Here is a 16,878-nt window from a genome sequence, read left to right as displayed (position 1 = left end):
ACGACGAGGTGCACACTCGGGTCCACCATGCCGTCCGACATCCGCGCGCTCGACAGCTCCGACGTCGACGCCCTCCAGGCGTTGCTCGAGGCGACCCCGGACCACTCGGAGCGGGTCACCGGCTACCCGCCGGGACCGTCGGATGCGCTGAGCGCCCTCATCGCAGTCCCTCCCGGGTACGACCCGGCGGGCAAACGGGGCGTCGGTCTCTGGGTCGACGGGGAGCTGACCGCGTTCACCGACGTCCTGATCGGCTACCCGGATCCCCGCACCGCCTACCTCGGCCTGCTCATCGTCCGGAGCGATCGCCGGCGGCGTGGACACGGCCGTACCCTCCACGACGCCCTGCTCGCGGACCTCCGAACTGCGGGTGTCTCCGTGGTGCGGGTCGGGGTTGTCGACAGCGTCGGGCGCGAGGCCGCTCCGTTCTTCCGCGCTCTGGGCTACAGGCCGACCGGTGAGCAGAAGCCGTACCGATACGACCACTTGACGAGCGTCACCCGCTTCTGGGAGCTCGCGGTGGGGTGAGTGCGAGCGCGTGGATCCAGGGGTGCCCTGGATGCGCCCGTTCCAGAGAGCTGCGCAGCCAGGCCGCGGCGGCCTCGCTCAGGAGCGGCAGGCAGGCGTCGAAGTCCTGCTGGTCCTGCGGCCGGAGTCCAGGCGCCTTGTGGAGGAGCTGGACCTCTGGCCTGAGGTGTCTGATCCCGTCGCGCTCCCAGAGGAGCTCCGACACCGGCAGCGTGATGCTCCGGTCTCGCTTGTAAGCCCACTTCCCAGAGTCGATGTCCATCAGGAGGACGTCGTACTCCCACGGGTCCGATCCACTCGGACGGAGCCAGAGGTTGCCGCACGTCTCGGGCAGGGCGTCCGTCTCGTCGACCAACGGCCGCAGGGCTCCCTGATCGGCTGCCCAGACGTCCATCCGGCCCGCGAGGTGCGCGCGAAGCAGGGGCAGGTCGGAGCGGGCGATGCTCGGGTCGAGGTCCCCGTGCGGTCGACTCCGACCCGTGAAGGTCTCGATCGCCCATCCGCCGGCGATCCACCAGATGCCGGGGAAACCCGCGAAGAGCGCTGCGACGTCCGCAGGGGTGCGCGGACGCCAGGGTCCGTAGAGACGCACGAGTTCGTCGTGCTCGAGTCCGTCACCCACGTCCGACCTCCTCCCGGATGCGCCCGAGCCCGGCGCGACACTGCGAGAGGTACTCGTCGTACAGGTCCGGACGCCGGTCGCGGGCCCACCGGGTGACGTCGACGAGGTGCAGTGCCGTCATCGCGGCCAGCGTCCGTCGAGCAGCATCCGACCCGAGTCCGGCGCTGGCGACGAACGCGTCGTACTCCTGACGGGTGATGGACCCGTCGACGAAGGCCCACCGGAACACTCGTCGCGCGTCCGTCCACGGCGTCGGGCCGGTCTCGGCGGCACCCCAGTCGATGAGCACGGGCGGCGCGTCGGGACCGCGCGAGATGAGGTTCCGCGGGGCGAGGTCCCCGTGCGCGAGCCCGAACTGGACCGCCTCGCGGGTCAGCGGTTCGAGCAGTGATCGGACGTCCACGGCCGCTGCGTACGCGCCGTCTCGTCGGAGGGGGTCCTCCTCGACGAGTGCGGCGAGGTTGTAGTCCAGGTGCGCCGCCCAGGCCTGGCGTAGGTCAGGCCCGAACCGGGAGTACAGCGACACCGGCGCCCTGTCGAGCGGGATCGTGCCGACCGCCACCGCGTATCGACCGAGCCACGCCCACGGCTGCTCGATCGGACGCGGATCGGGCTCGACGTACTCCGAGATCGCGAACGGGATGCCGGCCTCGACGCCGTGCAGGACGGGTGCCGCAACCGGGATGCCGACCTGCGCCGCTTCCGCCGCAGCCCACGCCTCGACGGGGAACTCGTCCTCGCGGAGCGGATCGACGGGGAAACGCAGGACGATCGGAGACGCATCGACTCGTTCCACCCGGAGGGTGTGGTTGACCGAACCGCCCGCGAGCGGGGCCACGTGCTGCGTCGTGGCACCGACCGCCCCCAGGACCGCACCGAACCAGGGCTCGCCGACCGCTTCGTTGGACACGGACCCATCATGGCCCGGTGCTTGGGGGTGACGTCTGCCCGTGTCCGACGTAGGGTCGAGCGCAACGACAGGGGGAACACATGGGGAAGTGGACTGTGAGTGAGATCGTCATCGCGGCATGCGCAGGCATCTGCGTCGTCCTCGGGCTGATCGTCGCACCCATCGCATCCGGGTCCGTGTGGATCCCGCTCCTGATCGGCGCCGCGCTGATCGCGATGCTCGTCCGCATGCGTCGACAGCGAGCACGGCCCACCCGCTGAACAACCGTCTGGTCGCGCCGGGCGTCCCGATGGTCACCTGGCCAGGTGGCAGGTTCGAATCCGTCGGTGACCGATCCGGTACCCGGAACCCGGGTTTCGGGAACCAGATCGGTCACGGCCCGTCCCGAACTCCTGGTCATCGCGCGTCGCATGCTCCGTTCCGCCATGCTGGGTCGATGATGCACGACGACGTGACACTCAGCTGGCGGACCCCCGTCGAGGACCGGGAGCTCGTGGAACTCACCGCCGCGCACGGTGGGACCCCCGAGGCCGGGTGGTGGGACCGCGTCCGACCGCACTCGCTCGGCTGGGTCGCTGCTCGAACGCCTGACGGAGCGCTCGTGGGCTTCGTCAACGTCGCGTGGGACGGCGGCGACCACGCGTTCCTCATCGACACGAAGACGCACCCGTCGCACCAGCACCAGGGACTCGGCACCGCGGTCGTCCGGCACGCCGTCGCCGAGACGCGCGCTGCCGGGTGCGAGTGGCTCTTCGTCGACTACAGCGCCGACATGGCCCCGTTCTACGAGGACGCGTGTGGGTTCGCTCCGACCAGGGCGGGCCTGGTCCACCTCCGCTGACGGGGCGGGAGCGATCGCAGCGGACGCGCGGTCAGACCGGGGCGAGCGGCTGTCGCTCACCCGTCGGGAGCTCGACCCGGATGCGGTCTCCCGGTCGGACGGTCCCGCCGGTCACGACGACGCTCATGACGCCGCCCTTGCGTTCGACCGAACCGTCCTCGGCTCGGCCGAGCACCGCGCGGAGGAGACCCGGCTCGAAGTCGTTGATCTGCTGGCACGGGTTCCGCAGCCCGGTGACCCGGACGCACGCCTCGTCGCCGAGGTGGAGCAGCGTGCCGGTCGGCAGCCCGAGCAGATCGACCCCGCGGGTCGTGAGGTTCTCGCCCATCTGCCCCGGCTCGACCGTGTACCCGGATCCAGCGACCTCGTCGAACAGCTCGGCGTGGATCAGGTGCACCTGGCGCAGGTTCGGTTGCGACGGGTCCCGTGCCACCCGGGAGCGGTGCTGCACGGTCGTGCCGGCGTGCGCGTCACCCTCGATGCCCCAGCCCGCGACGAGCGTGACCTCGTCCACCACCGGCTTGCTGAACCGGTGCCCTCCGTCGCGACTCACCGCGACCACCCTTGCTTCGTCCTCGAGTTCCCCGCTCATGGCTCGATCCTCTCGGACTCCACGGGATCGCGCGACCCCCAGGGTTGCACTGCGATCCGGTCGCCTCGACGCACTCCGCTGGTAGGGGCATGGTGGATGCATGACCACCACTGCAACGCTGCAGGAACGCATCCAGTCCGAGCTCACCCGGCTCCGTGAGCAGCACGGCGTCCCGGGCGCCTCCGTGGCGATCGAGGTGGGACCCGACGTCGTCGAAGCGGCCTCCGGCGTGCTGAACACCCGCACCGGGACCCCGGTCACCCCTGCTTCGCTGTTCCAGATCCAGTCGATCACGAAGGTGTTCACCGCGACCCTCGTGATGCAGCTCGTCGACGACGGGCTCGTCCAGCTCGACGACCCGGTCCGGACGTACCTGCCGGAGTTCCGCACGGCCGACGAGGCGGTCAGCGCCGGGATCACCGTCCGGCACCTCCTGACCCACACCGGCGGCTTCGAGGGCGACCTCTGGCGGCCCACGACCGACGGCCCGGACGCCCTCGACCGCTTCGTCCGCGACCTGGTGCGCCACGCTCCGCAGCACAGTGCGCCGGGGGAGCGGTGGGCCTACTGCAATGCCGGCTACGGCACGCTCGGGCGGCTGATCGAGGTCACGCGGGGCACGACGTACGAGCTGGCACTCCGGCGGTTCCTGCTCGAGCCCCTCGGCATCGAGGACGTCGCATTTTCCGCGAGCCAGGCCCTGGCGTACGGGACGGCGATCCCTCACGTCCATCGATCGGACACGGGCGAACTCGGTCCGTCCCGTGAGTGGGCACTCATGCCGCCGTCGAACCCGGCCGCCGGCAACCAGCTCGCCATGTCCGCGCGGGGCGTCCTCGCCCTCGGACGGCTCTTCCTGGCCGGCGGGGTGGGCCCGACCGGGCAGCAGGTGCTCTCGGGGACGTCGACCGCGATGATGCTCCGACCCGAGGTACCGATCCGCGGCATCGGCCCCGTGCCGTCGTTCCAGTCGCTGGGCTGGGCCCTTCTCCGGCCAGGCATCGCCGAGCACGGTGGCGGCGCCCCCGGCGTGGCCACCCAGCTGGCCATCGCAGAGGACGGGTCGGTGGCCGCTGCCGTCCTCACGAACGCCGATGCTGGAGGGCAACTCGCGCGCGAGCTGCTGGACCCGGTGTTCGCCGAGTTCGCCGACATCCGTCCGACCCCGCCTCCGACCGTCCCGGGGCCGACACACCTGGTCCCCGACGCGACGCCGTACCTCGGTCGCTACGCCACCCGGCAGACCGAGTCCGAGGTCACCCGCGATGCTGATGGGCGGCTCTGGCTCACCGAGGAACCCGTGCGCGAGGGCGCTGCCATGTACCGCGCTGCCGGGGCGACGACCACCGTCTCGAGGTACGAGCTCCGTCCGCTTCACGCCGACACACTCGGACTGGTCGCGGACGAACAGCTCGTCGGCGACGTCGAGTTCCTCGAGCCCGACGAGCACGGCAGGTTCCGGCTGCTCGCGAAGGCGCGGATCGCCGAGCGACGGTCCTGAGCGCGGTCTGCCTGCCGGCCAGGCTCCGACTGGCAGGCTGGGACCGTGCACACCACGCTCGACTCCGCGACCGACGTCGTCACCGGCATCCGCTTCCCCGAGGGCAACCGCTGGCACGACGGACGGCTGTGGTACTCGGACATGCACACCGGCGAGGTCTTCTCGATCGACCCGGACTCTGACACGGATGCCGGACCACGGCTCGAGGCCACGGTCGACGGCCAGTCGTCGGGGCTCGGGTGGCTCTCCGACGGGCGGCTGATCGTCAGCGCGATGGAGTCCCGCACGGTCGTGGCCGTCGAGCACGACGGGACCACGTCGGTGTTCGCCGACCTGTCGGCGGTCGAGTCGTCGCTCGTCAACGACCTGGTCGTCGACGACGCCACCGGCCGGACGTACATCGGCGCGTTCGGCTACGACCTCTACGGCGGCGAGGAACTGCGCCCCGGGCCCCTGTACGTCATCGAGCAGGACGGCTCCGTCCGCCTGGCTGCCGATGGCTTCGTCTTCCCGAACAGCGCGAACGTCCTCCCCGGCACGCGGACGTTGGTCGTCAGCGAGACGTGGGCGCACCGCCTGACCGCGTTCGACATCGCACCCGACGGGTCACTGAGCGGCCGGCGCGAGTGGGCGGCGCTACCCGATGGTGTGACCCCCGACGGCAGCACGGTCGACGCCGAGGGGGCGATCTGGGTCTGCTCGGTCGACACCGGTGAGTTCCTCCGCGTCCTCGAAGGCGGCGAGGTCACCGACCGCATCGATGCCCCGGGTCGGTGCGCGATCGACTGCGCCCTCGGCGGTGAGGACGGGCGGACGCTCTACCTCGCGACCGCGGACAGCTACGACCCGGCCACGACGGCGCGGACGCGGGACGGGCGCATCAGCGCCATGCGCGTCGCGGTACCGGGCCAGGCAGCGGGCCGCTGACGGTCCGGCCGGCGCTCCGGTACCGGCCACGGACGGACGGGAGGCTCGTGGCGGGCCCGCACCGTGCCTCCCGTCCGGTGCGTGGTCGGGCCGGTCACCCGTCCAGGTGCGCGACGCGGCGGAGGAGCTCGAGGGCGAACGAGTCGCCGGTGTGGAGCCGTTGGTACAGGTAGGAGCTGGTCGCTCGTGCCTGCACGCAGGCGAGCGCGAGTCCGGCGTCGACGTCGGCGGCGGTGGCGAAGCGCCGGATCCGATCGCGGAACGCACGCTCCGGGTCGGCCGCGTCCAGCAGCGCCTCCCGCTTGCCCGCGGCGACGGTGAACGCGTCGTACGCAGCCGTGCCGCGCCAGCCCTTCGGGTCGATCGCCAACCACGGCTGCCGCTCCGCGCTGAGCACGTTGCCGAAGTGCAGGTCGCCGTGCAGCATCGTGGACGTCGACTCGGTCGCGAGTGCCCGGATGGTGTTCCTCGCACGGTCGACCACCGTCCTCGGCAGGGCGTCGGGAAGTGCGGCGACCTGCTGATCGAGCTCGGCCGCCCAACTCTCGGTCGTGTCGGCGAGCGCCGGCGTGCCCGCCGGTGCCGGGACCGCGAGCCGGCGAGCGAGGTCGCCCGCGATGTCGATCGCCTCCTCGGCCGTCGCGACACTGTCGAGCGACTGCGGCCCGGCCCGTTCCAGGAGCAGCGCGAAGGCGTCCTCGTCGGCGTCGAGGAGCCGGACCGCGCCGTCGCCAGCGAAGCTGCGGAGCGCGTGCGGCTCGCTGCGGTTGCCAGGGTGCGGGAACGAGACCTTCAGCGCTGCTGGCACATCGCCCTGACGAACCGGCAGGACGACGGCGACCTCGCCGTGGGTCGGGGCACCGTCGAGCGCGCAGCCCCACTCGTCGAGCAGCCGCGAGACGATGCCCGGCAGCTCGGCGAGCCAGGCCGTCCCGGCCGCTCCTTCGCGGCTCGTCGTCGCACGGGTCAGGCCGTCGGGGACGTCGATCATCCGGGACCCGCGATCCCGAGCTGTGCGAGAGCGGCATCCGCGCCGTGGACCGTGGCCCGCCAGTCCGGGCGTCGGAACCGCCGCCGATCGAGGCGGACGCGTACCTCGTCGACCGGTTCACCGGGGCGAGGTGCCACGCGCGTCACACCGTTCGGTTCGTAGCCGAGCGAGCGGGAGACCGCCAGTGACCGCTCGTTCCAGGACGCCGCGCTCGATTCCGCCCACTCCGCACCGAGCACGTCGAACGCGAAGAGCAGCAGGCCGGCACGCATCTCCGTTCCGAACCCCCGGCCCTGCGCGGACGTCGTCAACCACGAGCCGGAGCCGACGGTCCGGCGATCGGCGAAACCGCGAGCGCTGAGGTCCTGCACGCCGACGAGTGCTCCGTCGACGTGGACCCCGAACGCGATCGACCAGTTCTCGGGCGACACCTGACGGAGGCTCCACTGGTACATCGCGAGGTTCCGGGGGATCTCCTCGGGGGCAGCATCCGTCCACGGCACACCGAACGGCATGCGGTCCGCATCGTGGATGCCCTGCAGTGCGGCGACCGCCAGAGCGGGGAGGTCCTCGTCGCGGATCGGGCGAAGGGTGAGCCGCGGCGTCCTGATCTCGAGTGCGAACAGCGGCCAGACGTCGTCGATCCCCATACCGACGAAGGCTAACGTGGCCCCCCGACGGATCACGGGTCAGGTTCGGTCGAACTCCACGATCGCCGTCACGTGTGCGGTCGCCGTCACCATGCGCTGGTGCCACTCGCGGGGATCACCGTCACGCCGATCGACGTCCTGCCCGAAGTCGTCTCGCGCCCGGAACCGGATGGCGTCACCGTGGAACGCACCCACGGTCCCGCCTCGCGCGGCCACGAGCATCGGCCACGTGACGTCACTCGCGATCGAGGGCTCGCGGCTGTGCGTGACGATCGTCTGCGCGGTGGCACGGTTCATCAGGCGCATCGCGATCATCAGATCCCACCGGCCATCGAGTCCGTTCGCCAGTCCGTAGACGTGGTTGACGAGTTCCTCGGTGCGTCGGAGTCGCTCCGGCGCCTCCGCCATCGCGGCTGCGGAACGCCCGACGACGAGGAGGTCTTGGTCGCGTTCGGCCAGGCAGCGCTCCACCTCGTCCCGCGCGGTGCTCAGCCAGCGCAGGACGTGGTCGAGGTCGGAGTAGAACACCCGGGCGAGGCCGCTCCCGACGCCGAGCGCGAGGGCGTCCTGCCGCGCGGTGCCGATCCCCACCGTGCCGGCGCCGTGCACGCCGAAGGACGTCGGCAGGTCGAGTGCCCGCAGCGCGTCGATGGTCGCCGGGTGGGTCTCGGCCGTCGCGTTCACCGCCAGAGCGCCGAACACCTCGGAGAGGCTGCGGCCCGCGTCCTCGATGCCCGGGGCGAACCGGCCCAGCGGGTCGTGGCAGGTCACGGCGAGCGCGACGTCGCTGGCGGTGCTCATCTCGACCGCCCGCCATCCGGAAACGGGACGTGCTCGCAGAATCCGACGGTCCTGCCATCGATGCCCGTGAGCGCTTCGATGACGAAGGCGTGCGTGACCACCAGCACCGCAGCGCCGTCCCGCGGGAGTCGCGCGAGCGCTGCTGTTGCGCGCTCACGGATCTGCTCGGCCCCTTCCCAGCGTGCACCGGCCTGCGGGACTCCGTGATGGTCGCGGAACTGCTGGGTCGCCCGCTGCCACCCGGCATGGGTCTCCGTTGGGGAGATGCCCGATTCCCACTCGCGGAGGTCGATGTCGACCGTCAGCGGGAGCCGTAACCGCAGCGCGATGATCGCCGCGGTCTGGAGCGTGCGGGTCATCGGTGAGCTCACGATCTCCGACAGCCCGAGGCGCTCGAGCACTGCGGCGGCTTCGTGCGCCTGCTGTCGGCCCGCTCGCGACAACGCCGCGGTGTCCCGAGACCGGAAGTCGAGACCGCGTGCCTCGATCGCCTCGTAGTCCGGCTGCGCGTGCCGGAGCAGATGGATTCGGGACACCGCTCCACATTAGGACGGCTCCCTCGACAAGCGTGTCGAAACGGGGCAGGCTCGGCTGCAGGACGAACGGGGGACGCAGTGAACCGGCTGGCGGCATGGACTGCGGTTGCGATCACCAGCACGCTGATCGTGGTCTTCTTCGCGATGTACCAGGTGAGCATCTGTGCGGATGCCGCGCCGGGGCATGGGGACAGCGTGTGCACCTCCGGCCCCGCGATCGGCGTTCCCGGTCTCTCGGTGGTGTCGATCATCGGCGCAGTCGTCGTGGCCGTTGCCGTGTGGCAGATCGTCCGAGCATGGCGGGTCCTGTCACGATGACGTCGTGAACAGCGTCGTGCGTCTCATCCGCTCCGCAGCCCTCAGCGACACGGCGGAGTACGCGTACGCGGCCACGGCACCCAGCGGCACGCGCTTCGTGTTCCTCGCGGGTGCCTGCCCGCTCGAGGCGGACGGTTCGACGGCGGCGGTCGGAGACTACGCCGGGCAGGCGGCGAAGTGCGTCGAGACGATGCAGGAGGCGCTCCGAGCCGCCGGCGCGACCATCGAGGACGTCATCAGCACGCGGGTGCTCGTCGCGTCCGCCCGACAGGCCGACCTCGTCGCCGCATGGGAGGTCGTACGGGACGCGTTCGGAACCCACGACGTCCCGAGCACACTGCTCGGCGTCACCGTCCTCGGCTACGACGACCAGCTCGTCGAGATCGAGGCAGTGGCAGCGGTTCGCGACGGCGAGCCCGCCGTCGGGTGACCCGCTCGAGCTGGCTCGCATGACGGAGAAGGCGTCGACGACGCGGACCGCGGCCCACTTCCCGCCGGCGTGACCGGCCCGATCAGCGGGTCGCGAGGAAGTCCGTCAAGGACGCCCGCGTCGCGACGAGTTCGTCGATCCGCTGCGTCATCTCGTCGCGCATCCGCTCCACGGTGTCCATCACGGCTTCCCGGTCGACGGTGTCGTGCCGGCCGGTCACACACGGGGAGATCTGTCGGACGTCGTCCCGCGAGAAGCCGATCTCGAACATCGTGCGGATCGTCCTGGCGAGCTCGACCGCCGATTCGGAGTAGTTCCGGTAGCCGTTCGCCGAGCGCTCGGCGGTGAGCAGCCCCAGTTCCTCGTAGTAGCGGAGGGACCGGGGGCTGACGCCGGAGCGGGCACTGAGTTCGCCGATGTTCATCCCGAGGCCTCCTGCCCACTTGACCTTCACATGATGTCAGACATTACCGTGACGGTCGACGAGGGACACCCGACCACGGCATCCCACCACGGAACGAGGAGCAGGACCATGCGGAAGACGATCGACGTCGGTGGACGTGCACGCACGATGACCATCGTCGGGGCCACGGCTGCCGACCGACCACGCGACCTGCTGCTGGTGCTGCACGGGTCGAGGCAGCAGGGCGAGTCCCACCGCGCCTCCACCGGGCGGATGTACGACGGATTCGCAGCCGACGGGGGTGCGGTCGTGGCGTACCTCGACGGACACCGTGGCAACTGGAACGACGCCAGGCGACAGAGCTCGTTCCCGGCCCGACTCGACGACATCGACGACGTGGGTTTCGTCCGGGCAGCGATCGCGTCGCTCGTGGGCTCGCACGGCATCGACCCGACGCGCGTCTTCGTCGTCGGCTACTCGAACGGCGGTCAGATGGTCATGCGCCTCGTCCACGAGGTGCCGGAGCTCCTCGCAGGCGCGACCGTCATCGCCGCGACGATGCCGGCGGCGGAGGACTTCCTCGCCGCCGATGCCCTCGCTGTCCCGATGCCGATGCTGCTCGTCCACGGCACGTCTGACCCGATCGTCCCGTTCGGCGGCGGCCCGATGAAGCGCTGGGCCGAACGCGCCTTCAAGGTGGGCGGCACGGCGCTCTCGGCACCGGACACAGCTGCGTACTTCGCTTGGCGCAACGGCATCGCGGCAGCTCCGACGACCGCGCGTCGTGGCGCCGGGAAGGTCTGGACCGAACAGGTCGACCACGCCGAGCCCGGACGTGCGCCCGTGCGGTTCCTCGCCGTGCACGGTGCCGGGCACACCGTGCCTGGGCCGAAGCGCGCTCCGTTCGTCATCGGCCGGACGGAGCGCAGTTGGTCGATGGCCGACGAGATCGCGACCTTCTTCGGGGTCAGGACGCGCGCTGCGAGCGGGTCCCGCTGACCGACGTGGGGCTCACGACAGCTCCACCCGGTCGTGCGGCACGGCGGCGAACCGCTGACCGGGGTACCGCAGGCCCGCGAAGTACATGTTCGTGTGCGCGACGATCTGCTCGCCGGTGATGACGACGCCGTCGTGCTCGGCGTCCGTCGTCGTGTGCGCATCGGACACCAGCGTGACGTCGAACCCGCGTGCCGCCGCTGCCTGCGTGGTCGTCCGGACGCAGTAGTCGCTCTGCGCCCCGGCGACGACGAGGTGCTGCACACCCAGCCCGTCGAGCACCTCGGCCAGGTCCCTACCGGCGAAGGAGTCCCGGAACTCCTTCCGCACGAGCGGCTCGTCGGCATCGCGCACGAGCGGTTCCGCCAGCGCCCAGCCGTCTGACCCCTCGGCGAAGTCGTCGTGGTCCTGCACCCAGACGACCGGCACCCCCTCGGCACGGGCACGATCGACGAGCCGAGCGACGCGGTCGAGCACGGCGTCGGCGTCGAAGCAGTCCACGACGACACCGCGCTGCAGGTCGATGACGAGCAGAGCGCTGGAGACGGTCACAGCGCAAGTGTCCCATTGCACGCCGGACTCTGGCATCGTCGAGCCGTGCGCCCGTCGACGATCCTCCTCGCCGCCATCACCATCGTCTTCGGAGTCGCGACGGTCGTCCTCGCGGTCCTGATCGGTCCCGACGAGGGACGGGCCCTGTCCACCGAGCTCCGCCTCGGCATCCTCGTCACGTTCGGGTTCGGCGTCGCCTGCGTCACCACCGAGGTCAACCACCGCCGGCGGGCACGCCTCCGGCACAAGACCGACGCCCATCCCGGCACCGCGTTCGTCACCGCGCACGCGACGGATTCGACGGCCGCCGACCTCGCGGCCTGGAACCCCAGCCTGCGCATCTGGTTCCCGTGCGACCTCGGCTTCGACCGGACGGGGATCAGGAGCTGGTCGACGCGCGACGACGGGCAGGGGATGCCGATCGCCCTCCGATCGGAGGTACTCGGCTTCGACGTGTTCAGCGAGCCCACGCCGCGCGGTGTCGCGTACCGATGGGGGATCGTGGTCCGCCTCGCGCCGAGGAGGTCGGGCCCCGGAGCGGTCCACCTGTGGGTGGCCGACGACCAGCCGGCGCAGGACGAGTACGCGATGCGCCGGACGATCAGTCGGATCGAGTCCGCACTCGGCACCGGTCGCTGACCGGCACCGTCCGGCGGCGGTGAGCGGTCACCGGACGGGAGGCTCGTGGCGGCCTGGCACCGAGCCTCCTGTCCGGTGCGGGACGCGTGAGCGGTGCCGGTTCAGCTGCCCGACGCCCCGGACCGGTTCAGCCGGTCTGCGGCACGGCCGAGCAGCCAGTTCACCGCCCAGCCGACGAAACCGATCACCGGCAGGAACAGGACGGCCACGGTCCAGGCGACCTTGACGACGTCCGACCGGCGCGGATCACGCCACACCTGGACCAGCGCGACCGCGTCCAGCGCCAGGATCAGCGCGGTCACCAGCAGGTGCAGCCCACTCATGTTCTCGAGCACGTCGTCCTCCATCGGTCGTCCAACAGGTCGACGGCAACGTCACGAAGGCGTCGACGGCATCGCGTCCCTCGCGCGAACGACATCGTGTCCGGCTGGCGCACCGACTCGCGGCCGCGGAACCGTCGGCGTCCGGCGGCGCGACGACTCTGGTTTGATGCACGGATGAGCGGGAGCCAGCACGACGTCACCCTCCGGATCGGACCGGACGAACTCCGCATCCGTGGGCTCTACGAGACGATCAGCATCGTCAACGACGTCATGGTCGCCCTCTGGTTCGTGGTCGGGAGCATCCTGTTCTTCTCGGAGTCCACCACGATCGCAGGGACGTGGCTCTTCCTGATCGGCAGCGTCCAGCTGCTCATCCGCCCCGTCATCCGACTCGCGCGCCGCGTCCACCTCGGCCGCATCGCCCCCGGTTCGCCCGCGTCGTCCGCCCGAGACTTCTGACCGCGCGGGACTGTTCCGATCCGACAACGGTCTCCCGTACGGACGTCGGAACCGAGTCCTCCGGGTGATCGCGGCTGCCCTGGAGACGGCAGCCGCGACCCATCGGATTCACTCCCCACCACGAGTCTGCGTCGGCCGGTCGGCCAGCGACATCCACCGAGAGGACGAATTCCGAGCCGGGGTCAGAGACCGACGCTGCCCTGCGAGATCCCGCCGTCGATCGTCACGGTCGTGCTCGTCATGTACGCGGCCTTCCCGGACGCCAGGAAGACGACGACCTCGGCGATCTCGTGCGGCTTCGCCGGCCGTCCGAGCGGGATGGCCGCGTCGAGCTGCTTGAGCTTGTCGGGATCGGACGTCGTCGCCGTGTTGATCGGGGTGTCCACCGCGCCGGGGGCGATGTTCACGATCCGGACACCGTGCGGGCCGAGCTCGACGCCACCGCTCCGCGCGAGCATGCGCATCCCGCCCTTCGACACGCAGTACGCGAGGTTGCCCGGCATCGGCCAGTCCTCGTGCACGCTGGAGATGTTCAGGACCAGACCGCCGGAGCCCTGCGCGATGAACTGCTTGGCGGCCGCCTGCGTCCCGAAGAACGCGCTCTTCATGTTGACGGCCATCACCTTGTCGTACCCCTCCTCGGTCTCCTCGAGCAGGGACTTCCGGTCCTCGATGCCCGCGTTGTTGACCAGGACGTCGAGGGATCCGAACGAGTCGACGGCCTTCTGCACCATGCGGTGCAGATCGGCCGAGGTCGTGATGTCCGCGTCGACCCCGACCGCGTGACCGCCGGCCTGCTCGATCCGGTCGATCAGCGAGTCCGTCTCGTCCGGATGTGCGACGTAGTCGATGACGATGTTCGCGCCTTCGGCAGCGGCGGCGAGGCAGATCTGCTCGCCGATCCCGCTGTTCCCGCCGGTGACGACGATGGTCTTGCCCTCGAGCAGCATGCGGACTCCTTGTGTGGGGGATGGTGCACCCCACGGTGCTCCGCCGCGGCTGGGGTCGCCCGCACGATCCGCTGAAGCATCGCGCAGGCGGGGCGCTGCGGTGACCGGGTGACGGCCCGGTTCAGAGTTCGCGCCGCCGGTACACGCGCACGGCGACCGCAGCAGACCCGACGAACAGCGCGCCCACCGCCACGAGCACGAGTGCCGCGAGCCACGGTGCCGGTGTGAGGACGTCCGCGGGGCCGATCCCGTCGAACCACCCGGTCTGCCCGACGACGAACCCGACGACCGCGATGATGCCGACCGGGATGTAGATCATCGGCCGCCCGCGGGTGAACCCCAGTGCGAAGAACCACGGCAGTTGGACGGCGAACGAGATCCCGACGCAGGCGGCAGCTCCGAGGAGCATCGTCGCGACGAGCGGCCACCCGATGTCCTGGTGGCGGACCGCCCCCATCACGAGCGTCGTCGCCGTCCCGATGCCCACCGCGACGACCGCGAACACCAGCATCGACAGGTAGCGACCGAGCACGACCGCGGTGCGGCCGATCGGTGCGATGCCGTAGAGGGTGTCGAGCCGGCCACGCTCGTCGCCCTGGAAGGGGATCGACGCCGAGACCGCCGCGACGACGGCCCCCACGGCGATGCCCATGCCCGGGACCGGCAGGGTGACGCAGCACACGACGGTGAAGAGCAACGGCAGCAGCACGCGCAGGGGCTGCGTGCGAGCCATCGCGACGAGGTCGAACCGAGCGAAGCGGATGACGGCGGCACTCATGCGGTGATCTCCTTCCTGGTGGAACGGGTGTCTTCGGCGAGGTGCACGACCACGTCGTCGGTGGTGGCCTGGTCGATGACGACGTCCGGCCCGAACCAGGCCGTGTCGTCGGAGCGGATGAGTCCCTCCCACCGACCGGTGGTGTCGTGCCGCACGCCGATCGTCGACGGCCGTGCCACCTCGGGGAACGGACCGGCACCGCGTACGACGGCGAAGCGCTCGTGCAGTTCGTCGACGGCACCCTCGTACGCGACCGTCCCACCGGCGAGCACCACGAGGTGGTCGGCGAGGTCGTCGAGCTCCTCGGTGATGTGCGTCGAGAACAGCACCGTGTGGCCGGGGTCGAGGACGAACTCCCGGATCGTGTCGGCGAGTTCGCGCCGTGCCACGGGGTCGAGGCCGCTCGACGGCTCGTCGAGCACGAGCAGCTCGGGGTCGTGGGCGAGCGCCATCGCGAGCGAGAGCTTCACCGTCTGCCCGCGTGACAGTCCGCCGACGCGGTTCCCGGCGGGGACGTCGTACCGGTCGAGCAGGTCGCGGAAGCTGCGGTCGTCCCACCGCTCGTACAGGAGCCCGGCGTAGCGGCCGACAGCGCCCACCTTCCATTCCGGGGCCGCGCTCACCTGGTCGAGCACGACGCCGATCCGCTCGCGGACCGCGGTGTCCTGCGGGCCGCCTGTGCCGAAGAGCTCGACGGAGCCGGAGTCCGTGCCGACCAGGCCGAGGATGCTCTTGACGAGGGTCGTCTTCCCGGCGCCGTTCGGCCCGACCAGCCCGGTCACGAGCCCGGTCGGGACCGTGACGTCGACGTCGTGCAGGGCGAACGTCCCCTGTCGCCTGTGGAGGGAACGGACCGCGATCGCGGTGTCGGTCAGTGTCGGTTCCATGCGTCTTCGACCTTCCGTCGGATGTCGTCGATGGTCATGCGTGCTGCGCGGGCCGCCTGGACGAGCTCGTCGGTCGCGCCGTCGACCCGTGCGGCGAGGGCGGACCCCGCGGCCCCGGCGTCCACGGCCCGGACCACGAACCCGCGGCCGTGCTCGTTCCGGACGAGCCCCTCGGCCACGAGGTCGTTGTAGGCGCGCGTCACCGTGATGACGCTGACCCGCAGTTCGAGGGCGAGCTGGCGGAGCGACGGCAGGAGCGCACCCTCGGCGAGCTCCCCGGCGTGCACCGCGTTGCGGACCTGGGTCTTGATCTGTTCGTACATCGGCACCGAACTGGTGCTCGAGAGGATGATCCGCAAGCCGTGCTCCAACTGTTTATGTACAGCAGAACAGTACGGAACCGACAACAGCCAGTCAAGAGGAGCACGATGATGTCGTGACCGATGCGACGACGACGGTGTTCGGGCGAGACGTACGGACGTGGTCGACCCGACCGGGCGAACGGCTCGCCCGCGCGCACCGGAAGGTCGCGGAACGGGTCGGCGGGCGCGCGGCGTCCACGCTCGGCCTCGTCGCCGGAGGCGTCGTCGTCGCGATGAGCACCGCCGCCGCGATCGCCGTCTACGACGACGTGACCGGTCGGTCCGGGGTGCAGCGACTCGACGGTCCGGCGCTCCGACTCGCGAAGCGCCTCCGCTCACCGTCGGTCAACACCGCCGCCGGCTCGATCGCGTACGGGTTCGGACCGGTCGGCATGCCACTGCTCACGCTCGGGACCGGCGCCGTGTTGGCGCTGCGGTCCCGCAGCGCCACACCGCTCGCATTCGTCGCGGCTGCCGGCGGTGGCTCCCTGACGATGACGTTGCTCGGGAAGCGGATCGTCCACCGCAACCGGCCGCCCCGTCGCGAAGCGGCGCCGCCGTACGAACACTCGCCGTCGTTCCCGTCCGGACACACCATCAACGCGGCCTCGGTCGGCGCGGTCGTCGCGTACCTGCTCATGCTGCAGCAGCGGCGGCGAGGGAACGAGGTCGCCCTCGCCACCGCCGCCGGCACGACCATCGCCGCAGTGGGAGCGTCCCGGGTCCTGCTCGGCGCGCACTGGTTCACCGACGTCGTGATGGGGTGGACCACCGGCCTCGGCTGGGCGACCGCGGTCATCACCGCGCACCGACTCCACCTGTCGCTCTCCGAGGACCGGGCGGGCGACGCGGGCCAGGCCGACTGAACGGATGACGGGAGGC

Annotated in this window: 25 protein-coding genes; 11 read left to right on the top strand and 14 right to left on the bottom strand. The window is 71.0% G+C overall.

The features are described from left to right. Positions 1-27 precede the first annotated feature (27 nt). Positions 28-528: a GNAT family N-acetyltransferase gene (locus ACEN9V_RS12195; RefSeq protein ID WP_413600529.1), complete on the top strand. Its 501-nt coding sequence runs from the start codon at positions 28-30 to the stop codon at positions 526-528. Here ACEN9V_RS12195 and ACEN9V_RS12190 read toward each other — a convergent pair. After that, complete coding sequence (locus ACEN9V_RS12190; RefSeq protein ID WP_413600528.1) at positions 497-1,150, bottom strand: hypothetical protein; 654 nt, start codon at positions 1,148-1,150, stop codon at positions 497-499. The genes ACEN9V_RS12195 and ACEN9V_RS12190 overlap by 32 nt on opposite strands. After that, complete coding sequence (locus ACEN9V_RS12185) at positions 1,143-2,060, bottom strand: phosphotransferase (RefSeq protein WP_413600527.1); 918 nt, start codon at positions 2,058-2,060, stop codon at positions 1,143-1,145. Before ACEN9V_RS12185 ends, ACEN9V_RS12190 begins: the two co-directional genes overlap by 8 nt. An 80-nt stretch (positions 2,061-2,140) precedes the next feature. Here ACEN9V_RS12185 and ACEN9V_RS12180 point away from each other — a divergent pair, with 80 nt between their 5' ends. Together ACEN9V_RS12180 and ACEN9V_RS12175 are read left to right on the top strand one after the other, a co-directional pair. After that, the gene (locus ACEN9V_RS12180) at positions 2,141-2,320 is read left to right on the top strand and encodes a hypothetical protein (protein WP_413600526.1); all 180 of its coding nucleotides are present in this window, start codon (positions 2,141-2,143) and stop codon (positions 2,318-2,320) included. A gap of 176 nt (positions 2,321-2,496) precedes the next feature. Continuing rightward, complete coding sequence (locus ACEN9V_RS12175; protein ID WP_413600525.1) at positions 2,497-2,901, top strand: GNAT family N-acetyltransferase; 405 nt, start codon at positions 2,497-2,499, stop codon at positions 2,899-2,901. Between the two features lie 31 nt (positions 2,902-2,932). Here the strand turns inward: ACEN9V_RS12175 and ACEN9V_RS12170 are convergent, their stop codons facing one another. Next, a complete protein-coding gene (locus ACEN9V_RS12170) occupies positions 2,933-3,493 on the bottom strand; it encodes an MOSC domain-containing protein (protein WP_413600524.1) in 561 nt (186 codons plus the stop codon). Between the two features lie 100 nt (positions 3,494-3,593). Between ACEN9V_RS12170 and ACEN9V_RS12165 the strand changes: the two genes are divergently transcribed. Both ACEN9V_RS12165 and ACEN9V_RS12160 read left to right on the top strand, forming a co-directional pair. Continuing rightward, entirely contained in the window at positions 3,594-4,994 is a 1,401-nt protein-coding gene (locus tag ACEN9V_RS12165; RefSeq protein WP_413600523.1) for a serine hydrolase domain-containing protein, read from the top strand. A gap of 45 nt (positions 4,995-5,039) precedes the next feature. Beyond that, the gene (locus tag ACEN9V_RS12160; protein WP_413600522.1) at positions 5,040-5,921 is read left to right on the top strand and encodes an SMP-30/gluconolactonase/LRE family protein; all 882 of its coding nucleotides are present in this window, start codon (positions 5,040-5,042) and stop codon (positions 5,919-5,921) included. 94 nt (positions 5,922-6,015) lie between these two features. On the opposite strand, the gene ACEN9V_RS12155 is transcribed toward ACEN9V_RS12160, so the two are convergent. From ACEN9V_RS12155 to ACEN9V_RS12140, 4 genes are read right to left on the bottom strand one after another with little or no spacing between them, the layout of a single operon-like run. Beyond that, a complete protein-coding gene (locus ACEN9V_RS12155; protein WP_413600521.1) occupies positions 6,016-6,912 on the bottom strand; it encodes an aminoglycoside phosphotransferase family protein in 897 nt (298 codons plus the stop codon). Further along, the gene (locus tag ACEN9V_RS12150) at positions 6,909-7,562 is read right to left on the bottom strand and encodes a GNAT family N-acetyltransferase (RefSeq protein WP_413600520.1); all 654 of its coding nucleotides are present in this window, start codon (positions 7,560-7,562) and stop codon (positions 6,909-6,911) included. The genes ACEN9V_RS12155 and ACEN9V_RS12150 overlap by 4 nt, the downstream gene beginning before the upstream one ends. A gap of 39 nt (positions 7,563-7,601) precedes the next feature. Continuing rightward, positions 7,602-8,363 (bottom strand): hypothetical protein, encoded by a 762-nt coding sequence (locus ACEN9V_RS12145; protein ID WP_413600519.1) that lies wholly within the window; start codon positions 8,361-8,363, stop codon positions 7,602-7,604. After that, entirely contained in the window at positions 8,360-8,899 is a 540-nt protein-coding gene (locus ACEN9V_RS12140; protein WP_413600518.1) for a histidine phosphatase family protein, read from the bottom strand. Before ACEN9V_RS12140 ends, ACEN9V_RS12145 begins: the two co-directional genes overlap by 4 nt. 78 nt (positions 8,900-8,977) lie before the next feature. Between ACEN9V_RS12140 and ACEN9V_RS12135 the strand changes: the two genes are divergently transcribed. Both ACEN9V_RS12135 and ACEN9V_RS12130 read left to right on the top strand, forming a co-directional pair. Beyond that, complete coding sequence (locus ACEN9V_RS12135) at positions 8,978-9,217, top strand: hypothetical protein (protein ID WP_413600517.1); 240 nt, start codon at positions 8,978-8,980, stop codon at positions 9,215-9,217. A gap of 4 nt (positions 9,218-9,221) precedes the next feature. After that, a complete protein-coding gene (locus ACEN9V_RS12130) occupies positions 9,222-9,647 on the top strand; it encodes a RidA family protein (RefSeq protein WP_413600516.1) in 426 nt (141 codons plus the stop codon). An 82-nt stretch (positions 9,648-9,729) separates the two neighbouring features. Here ACEN9V_RS12130 and ACEN9V_RS12125 read toward each other — a convergent pair whose 3' ends face one another. Further along, complete coding sequence (locus ACEN9V_RS12125) at positions 9,730-10,071, bottom strand: MerR family transcriptional regulator (protein WP_413600515.1); 342 nt, start codon at positions 10,069-10,071, stop codon at positions 9,730-9,732. A gap of 108 nt (positions 10,072-10,179) precedes the next feature. Between ACEN9V_RS12125 and ACEN9V_RS12120 the strand changes: the two genes are divergently transcribed. After that, a complete protein-coding gene (locus ACEN9V_RS12120) occupies positions 10,180-11,049 on the top strand; it encodes an alpha/beta hydrolase family esterase (protein ID WP_413600514.1) in 870 nt (289 codons plus the stop codon). 12 nt (positions 11,050-11,061) lie between these two features. Here the strand turns inward: ACEN9V_RS12120 and ACEN9V_RS12115 are convergent, their stop codons facing one another. Continuing rightward, positions 11,062-11,598: a cysteine hydrolase family protein gene (locus ACEN9V_RS12115; protein ID WP_413600513.1), complete on the bottom strand. Its 537-nt coding sequence runs from the start codon at positions 11,596-11,598 to the stop codon at positions 11,062-11,064. Positions 11,599-11,643: 45 nt separating this feature from the next. Between ACEN9V_RS12115 and ACEN9V_RS12110 the strand changes: the two genes are divergently transcribed. Beyond that, the gene (locus ACEN9V_RS12110; RefSeq protein WP_413600512.1) at positions 11,644-12,237 is read left to right on the top strand and encodes a hypothetical protein; all 594 of its coding nucleotides are present in this window, start codon (positions 11,644-11,646) and stop codon (positions 12,235-12,237) included. 101 nt (positions 12,238-12,338) lie between these two features. Here the strand turns inward: ACEN9V_RS12110 and ACEN9V_RS12105 are convergent, their stop codons facing one another. Then, positions 12,339-12,584 (bottom strand): PLD nuclease N-terminal domain-containing protein, encoded by a 246-nt coding sequence (locus tag ACEN9V_RS12105; RefSeq protein ID WP_413600511.1) that lies wholly within the window; start codon positions 12,582-12,584, stop codon positions 12,339-12,341. 150 nt (positions 12,585-12,734) lie between these two features. Between ACEN9V_RS12105 and ACEN9V_RS12100 the strand changes: the two genes are divergently transcribed. Then, on the top strand, positions 12,735-13,019 hold the full coding sequence (locus ACEN9V_RS12100) for a YrhK family protein (RefSeq protein ID WP_413600510.1): 285 nt from the start codon (positions 12,735-12,737) through the stop codon (positions 13,017-13,019). 182 nt (positions 13,020-13,201) lie between these two features. Here ACEN9V_RS12100 and ACEN9V_RS12095 read toward each other — a convergent pair whose 3' ends face one another. The 4 genes from ACEN9V_RS12095 to ACEN9V_RS12080 form a co-directional block, all read right to left on the bottom strand. Continuing rightward, positions 13,202-13,969: an SDR family NAD(P)-dependent oxidoreductase gene (locus ACEN9V_RS12095; protein ID WP_413600509.1), complete on the bottom strand. Its 768-nt coding sequence runs from the start codon at positions 13,967-13,969 to the stop codon at positions 13,202-13,204. Between the two features lie 121 nt (positions 13,970-14,090). Further along, positions 14,091-14,747 carry an ABC-2 transporter permease gene (locus ACEN9V_RS12090; RefSeq protein ID WP_413600508.1) on the bottom strand — a complete coding sequence of 219 codons (657 nt, stop codon included), beginning with the start codon at positions 14,745-14,747 and terminating at the stop codon, positions 14,091-14,093. Then, positions 14,744-15,634 carry an ABC transporter ATP-binding protein gene (locus ACEN9V_RS12085; RefSeq protein WP_413600507.1) on the bottom strand — a complete coding sequence of 297 codons (891 nt, stop codon included), beginning with the start codon at positions 15,632-15,634 and terminating at the stop codon, positions 14,744-14,746. The genes ACEN9V_RS12090 and ACEN9V_RS12085 overlap by 4 nt, the downstream gene beginning before the upstream one ends. Continuing rightward, complete coding sequence (locus ACEN9V_RS12080; protein ID WP_281266246.1) at positions 15,619-15,993, bottom strand: GntR family transcriptional regulator; 375 nt, start codon at positions 15,991-15,993, stop codon at positions 15,619-15,621. Before ACEN9V_RS12080 ends, ACEN9V_RS12085 begins: the two co-directional genes overlap by 16 nt. 77 nt (positions 15,994-16,070) lie before the next feature. Between ACEN9V_RS12080 and ACEN9V_RS12075 the strand changes: the two genes are divergently transcribed. Continuing rightward, positions 16,071-16,862: a phosphatase PAP2 family protein gene (locus ACEN9V_RS12075; RefSeq protein ID WP_413600506.1), complete on the top strand. Its 792-nt coding sequence runs from the start codon at positions 16,071-16,073 to the stop codon at positions 16,860-16,862. Positions 16,863-16,878: the final 16 nt, after the last annotated feature.

The organism is Curtobacterium sp. Curtsp57, assembly GCF_047324335.1.
Lineage (GTDB): Bacteria > Actinomycetota > Actinomycetes > Actinomycetales > Microbacteriaceae > Curtobacterium.
This window is presented reverse-complemented; position numbering and strand designations above follow the sequence as displayed.

What these genes read in the sequence shown, in the direction of transcription:
- ACEN9V_RS12150 (WP_413600520.1), bottom strand. Translation starts at nt 7,562, where the DNA reads ATGGGGATCGACGACGTCTGGCCGCTGTTCGCACTCGAGATCAGGACG.
- ACEN9V_RS12095 (WP_413600509.1), bottom strand. Translation starts at nt 13,969, where the DNA reads ATGCTGCTCGAGGGCAAGACCATCGTCGTCACCGGCGGGAACAGCGGG.
- ACEN9V_RS12125 (WP_413600515.1), bottom strand. Translation starts at nt 10,071, where the DNA reads ATGAACATCGGCGAACTCAGTGCCCGCTCCGGCGTCAGCCCCCGGTCC.
- ACEN9V_RS12120 (WP_413600514.1), top strand. Translation starts at nt 10,180, where the DNA reads ATGCGGAAGACGATCGACGTCGGTGGACGTGCACGCACGATGACCATC.
- ACEN9V_RS12155 (WP_413600521.1), bottom strand. Translation starts at nt 6,912, where the DNA reads ATGATCGACGTCCCCGACGGCCTGACCCGTGCGACGACGAGCCGCGAA.
- ACEN9V_RS12175 (WP_413600525.1), top strand. Translation starts at nt 2,497, where the DNA reads ATGATGCACGACGACGTGACACTCAGCTGGCGGACCCCCGTCGAGGAC.
- ACEN9V_RS12180 (WP_413600526.1), top strand. Translation starts at nt 2,141, where the DNA reads ATGGGGAAGTGGACTGTGAGTGAGATCGTCATCGCGGCATGCGCAGGC.
- ACEN9V_RS12165 (WP_413600523.1), top strand. Translation starts at nt 3,594, where the DNA reads ATGACCACCACTGCAACGCTGCAGGAACGCATCCAGTCCGAGCTCACC.
- ACEN9V_RS12100 (WP_413600510.1), top strand. Translation starts at nt 12,735, where the DNA reads ATGAGCGGGAGCCAGCACGACGTCACCCTCCGGATCGGACCGGACGAA.
- ACEN9V_RS12090 (WP_413600508.1), bottom strand. Translation starts at nt 14,747, where the DNA reads ATGAGTGCCGCCGTCATCCGCTTCGCTCGGTTCGACCTCGTCGCGATG.
- ACEN9V_RS12105 (WP_413600511.1), bottom strand. Translation starts at nt 12,584, where the DNA reads ATGGAGGACGACGTGCTCGAGAACATGAGTGGGCTGCACCTGCTGGTG.
- ACEN9V_RS12170 (WP_413600524.1), bottom strand. Translation starts at nt 3,493, where the DNA reads ATGAGCGGGGAACTCGAGGACGAAGCAAGGGTGGTCGCGGTGAGTCGC.
- ACEN9V_RS12145 (WP_413600519.1), bottom strand. Translation starts at nt 8,363, where the DNA reads ATGAGCACCGCCAGCGACGTCGCGCTCGCCGTGACCTGCCACGACCCG.
- ACEN9V_RS12195 (WP_413600529.1), top strand. Translation starts at nt 28, where the DNA reads ATGCCGTCCGACATCCGCGCGCTCGACAGCTCCGACGTCGACGCCCTC.
- ACEN9V_RS12085 (WP_413600507.1), bottom strand. Translation starts at nt 15,634, where the DNA reads ATGGAACCGACACTGACCGACACCGCGATCGCGGTCCGTTCCCTCCAC.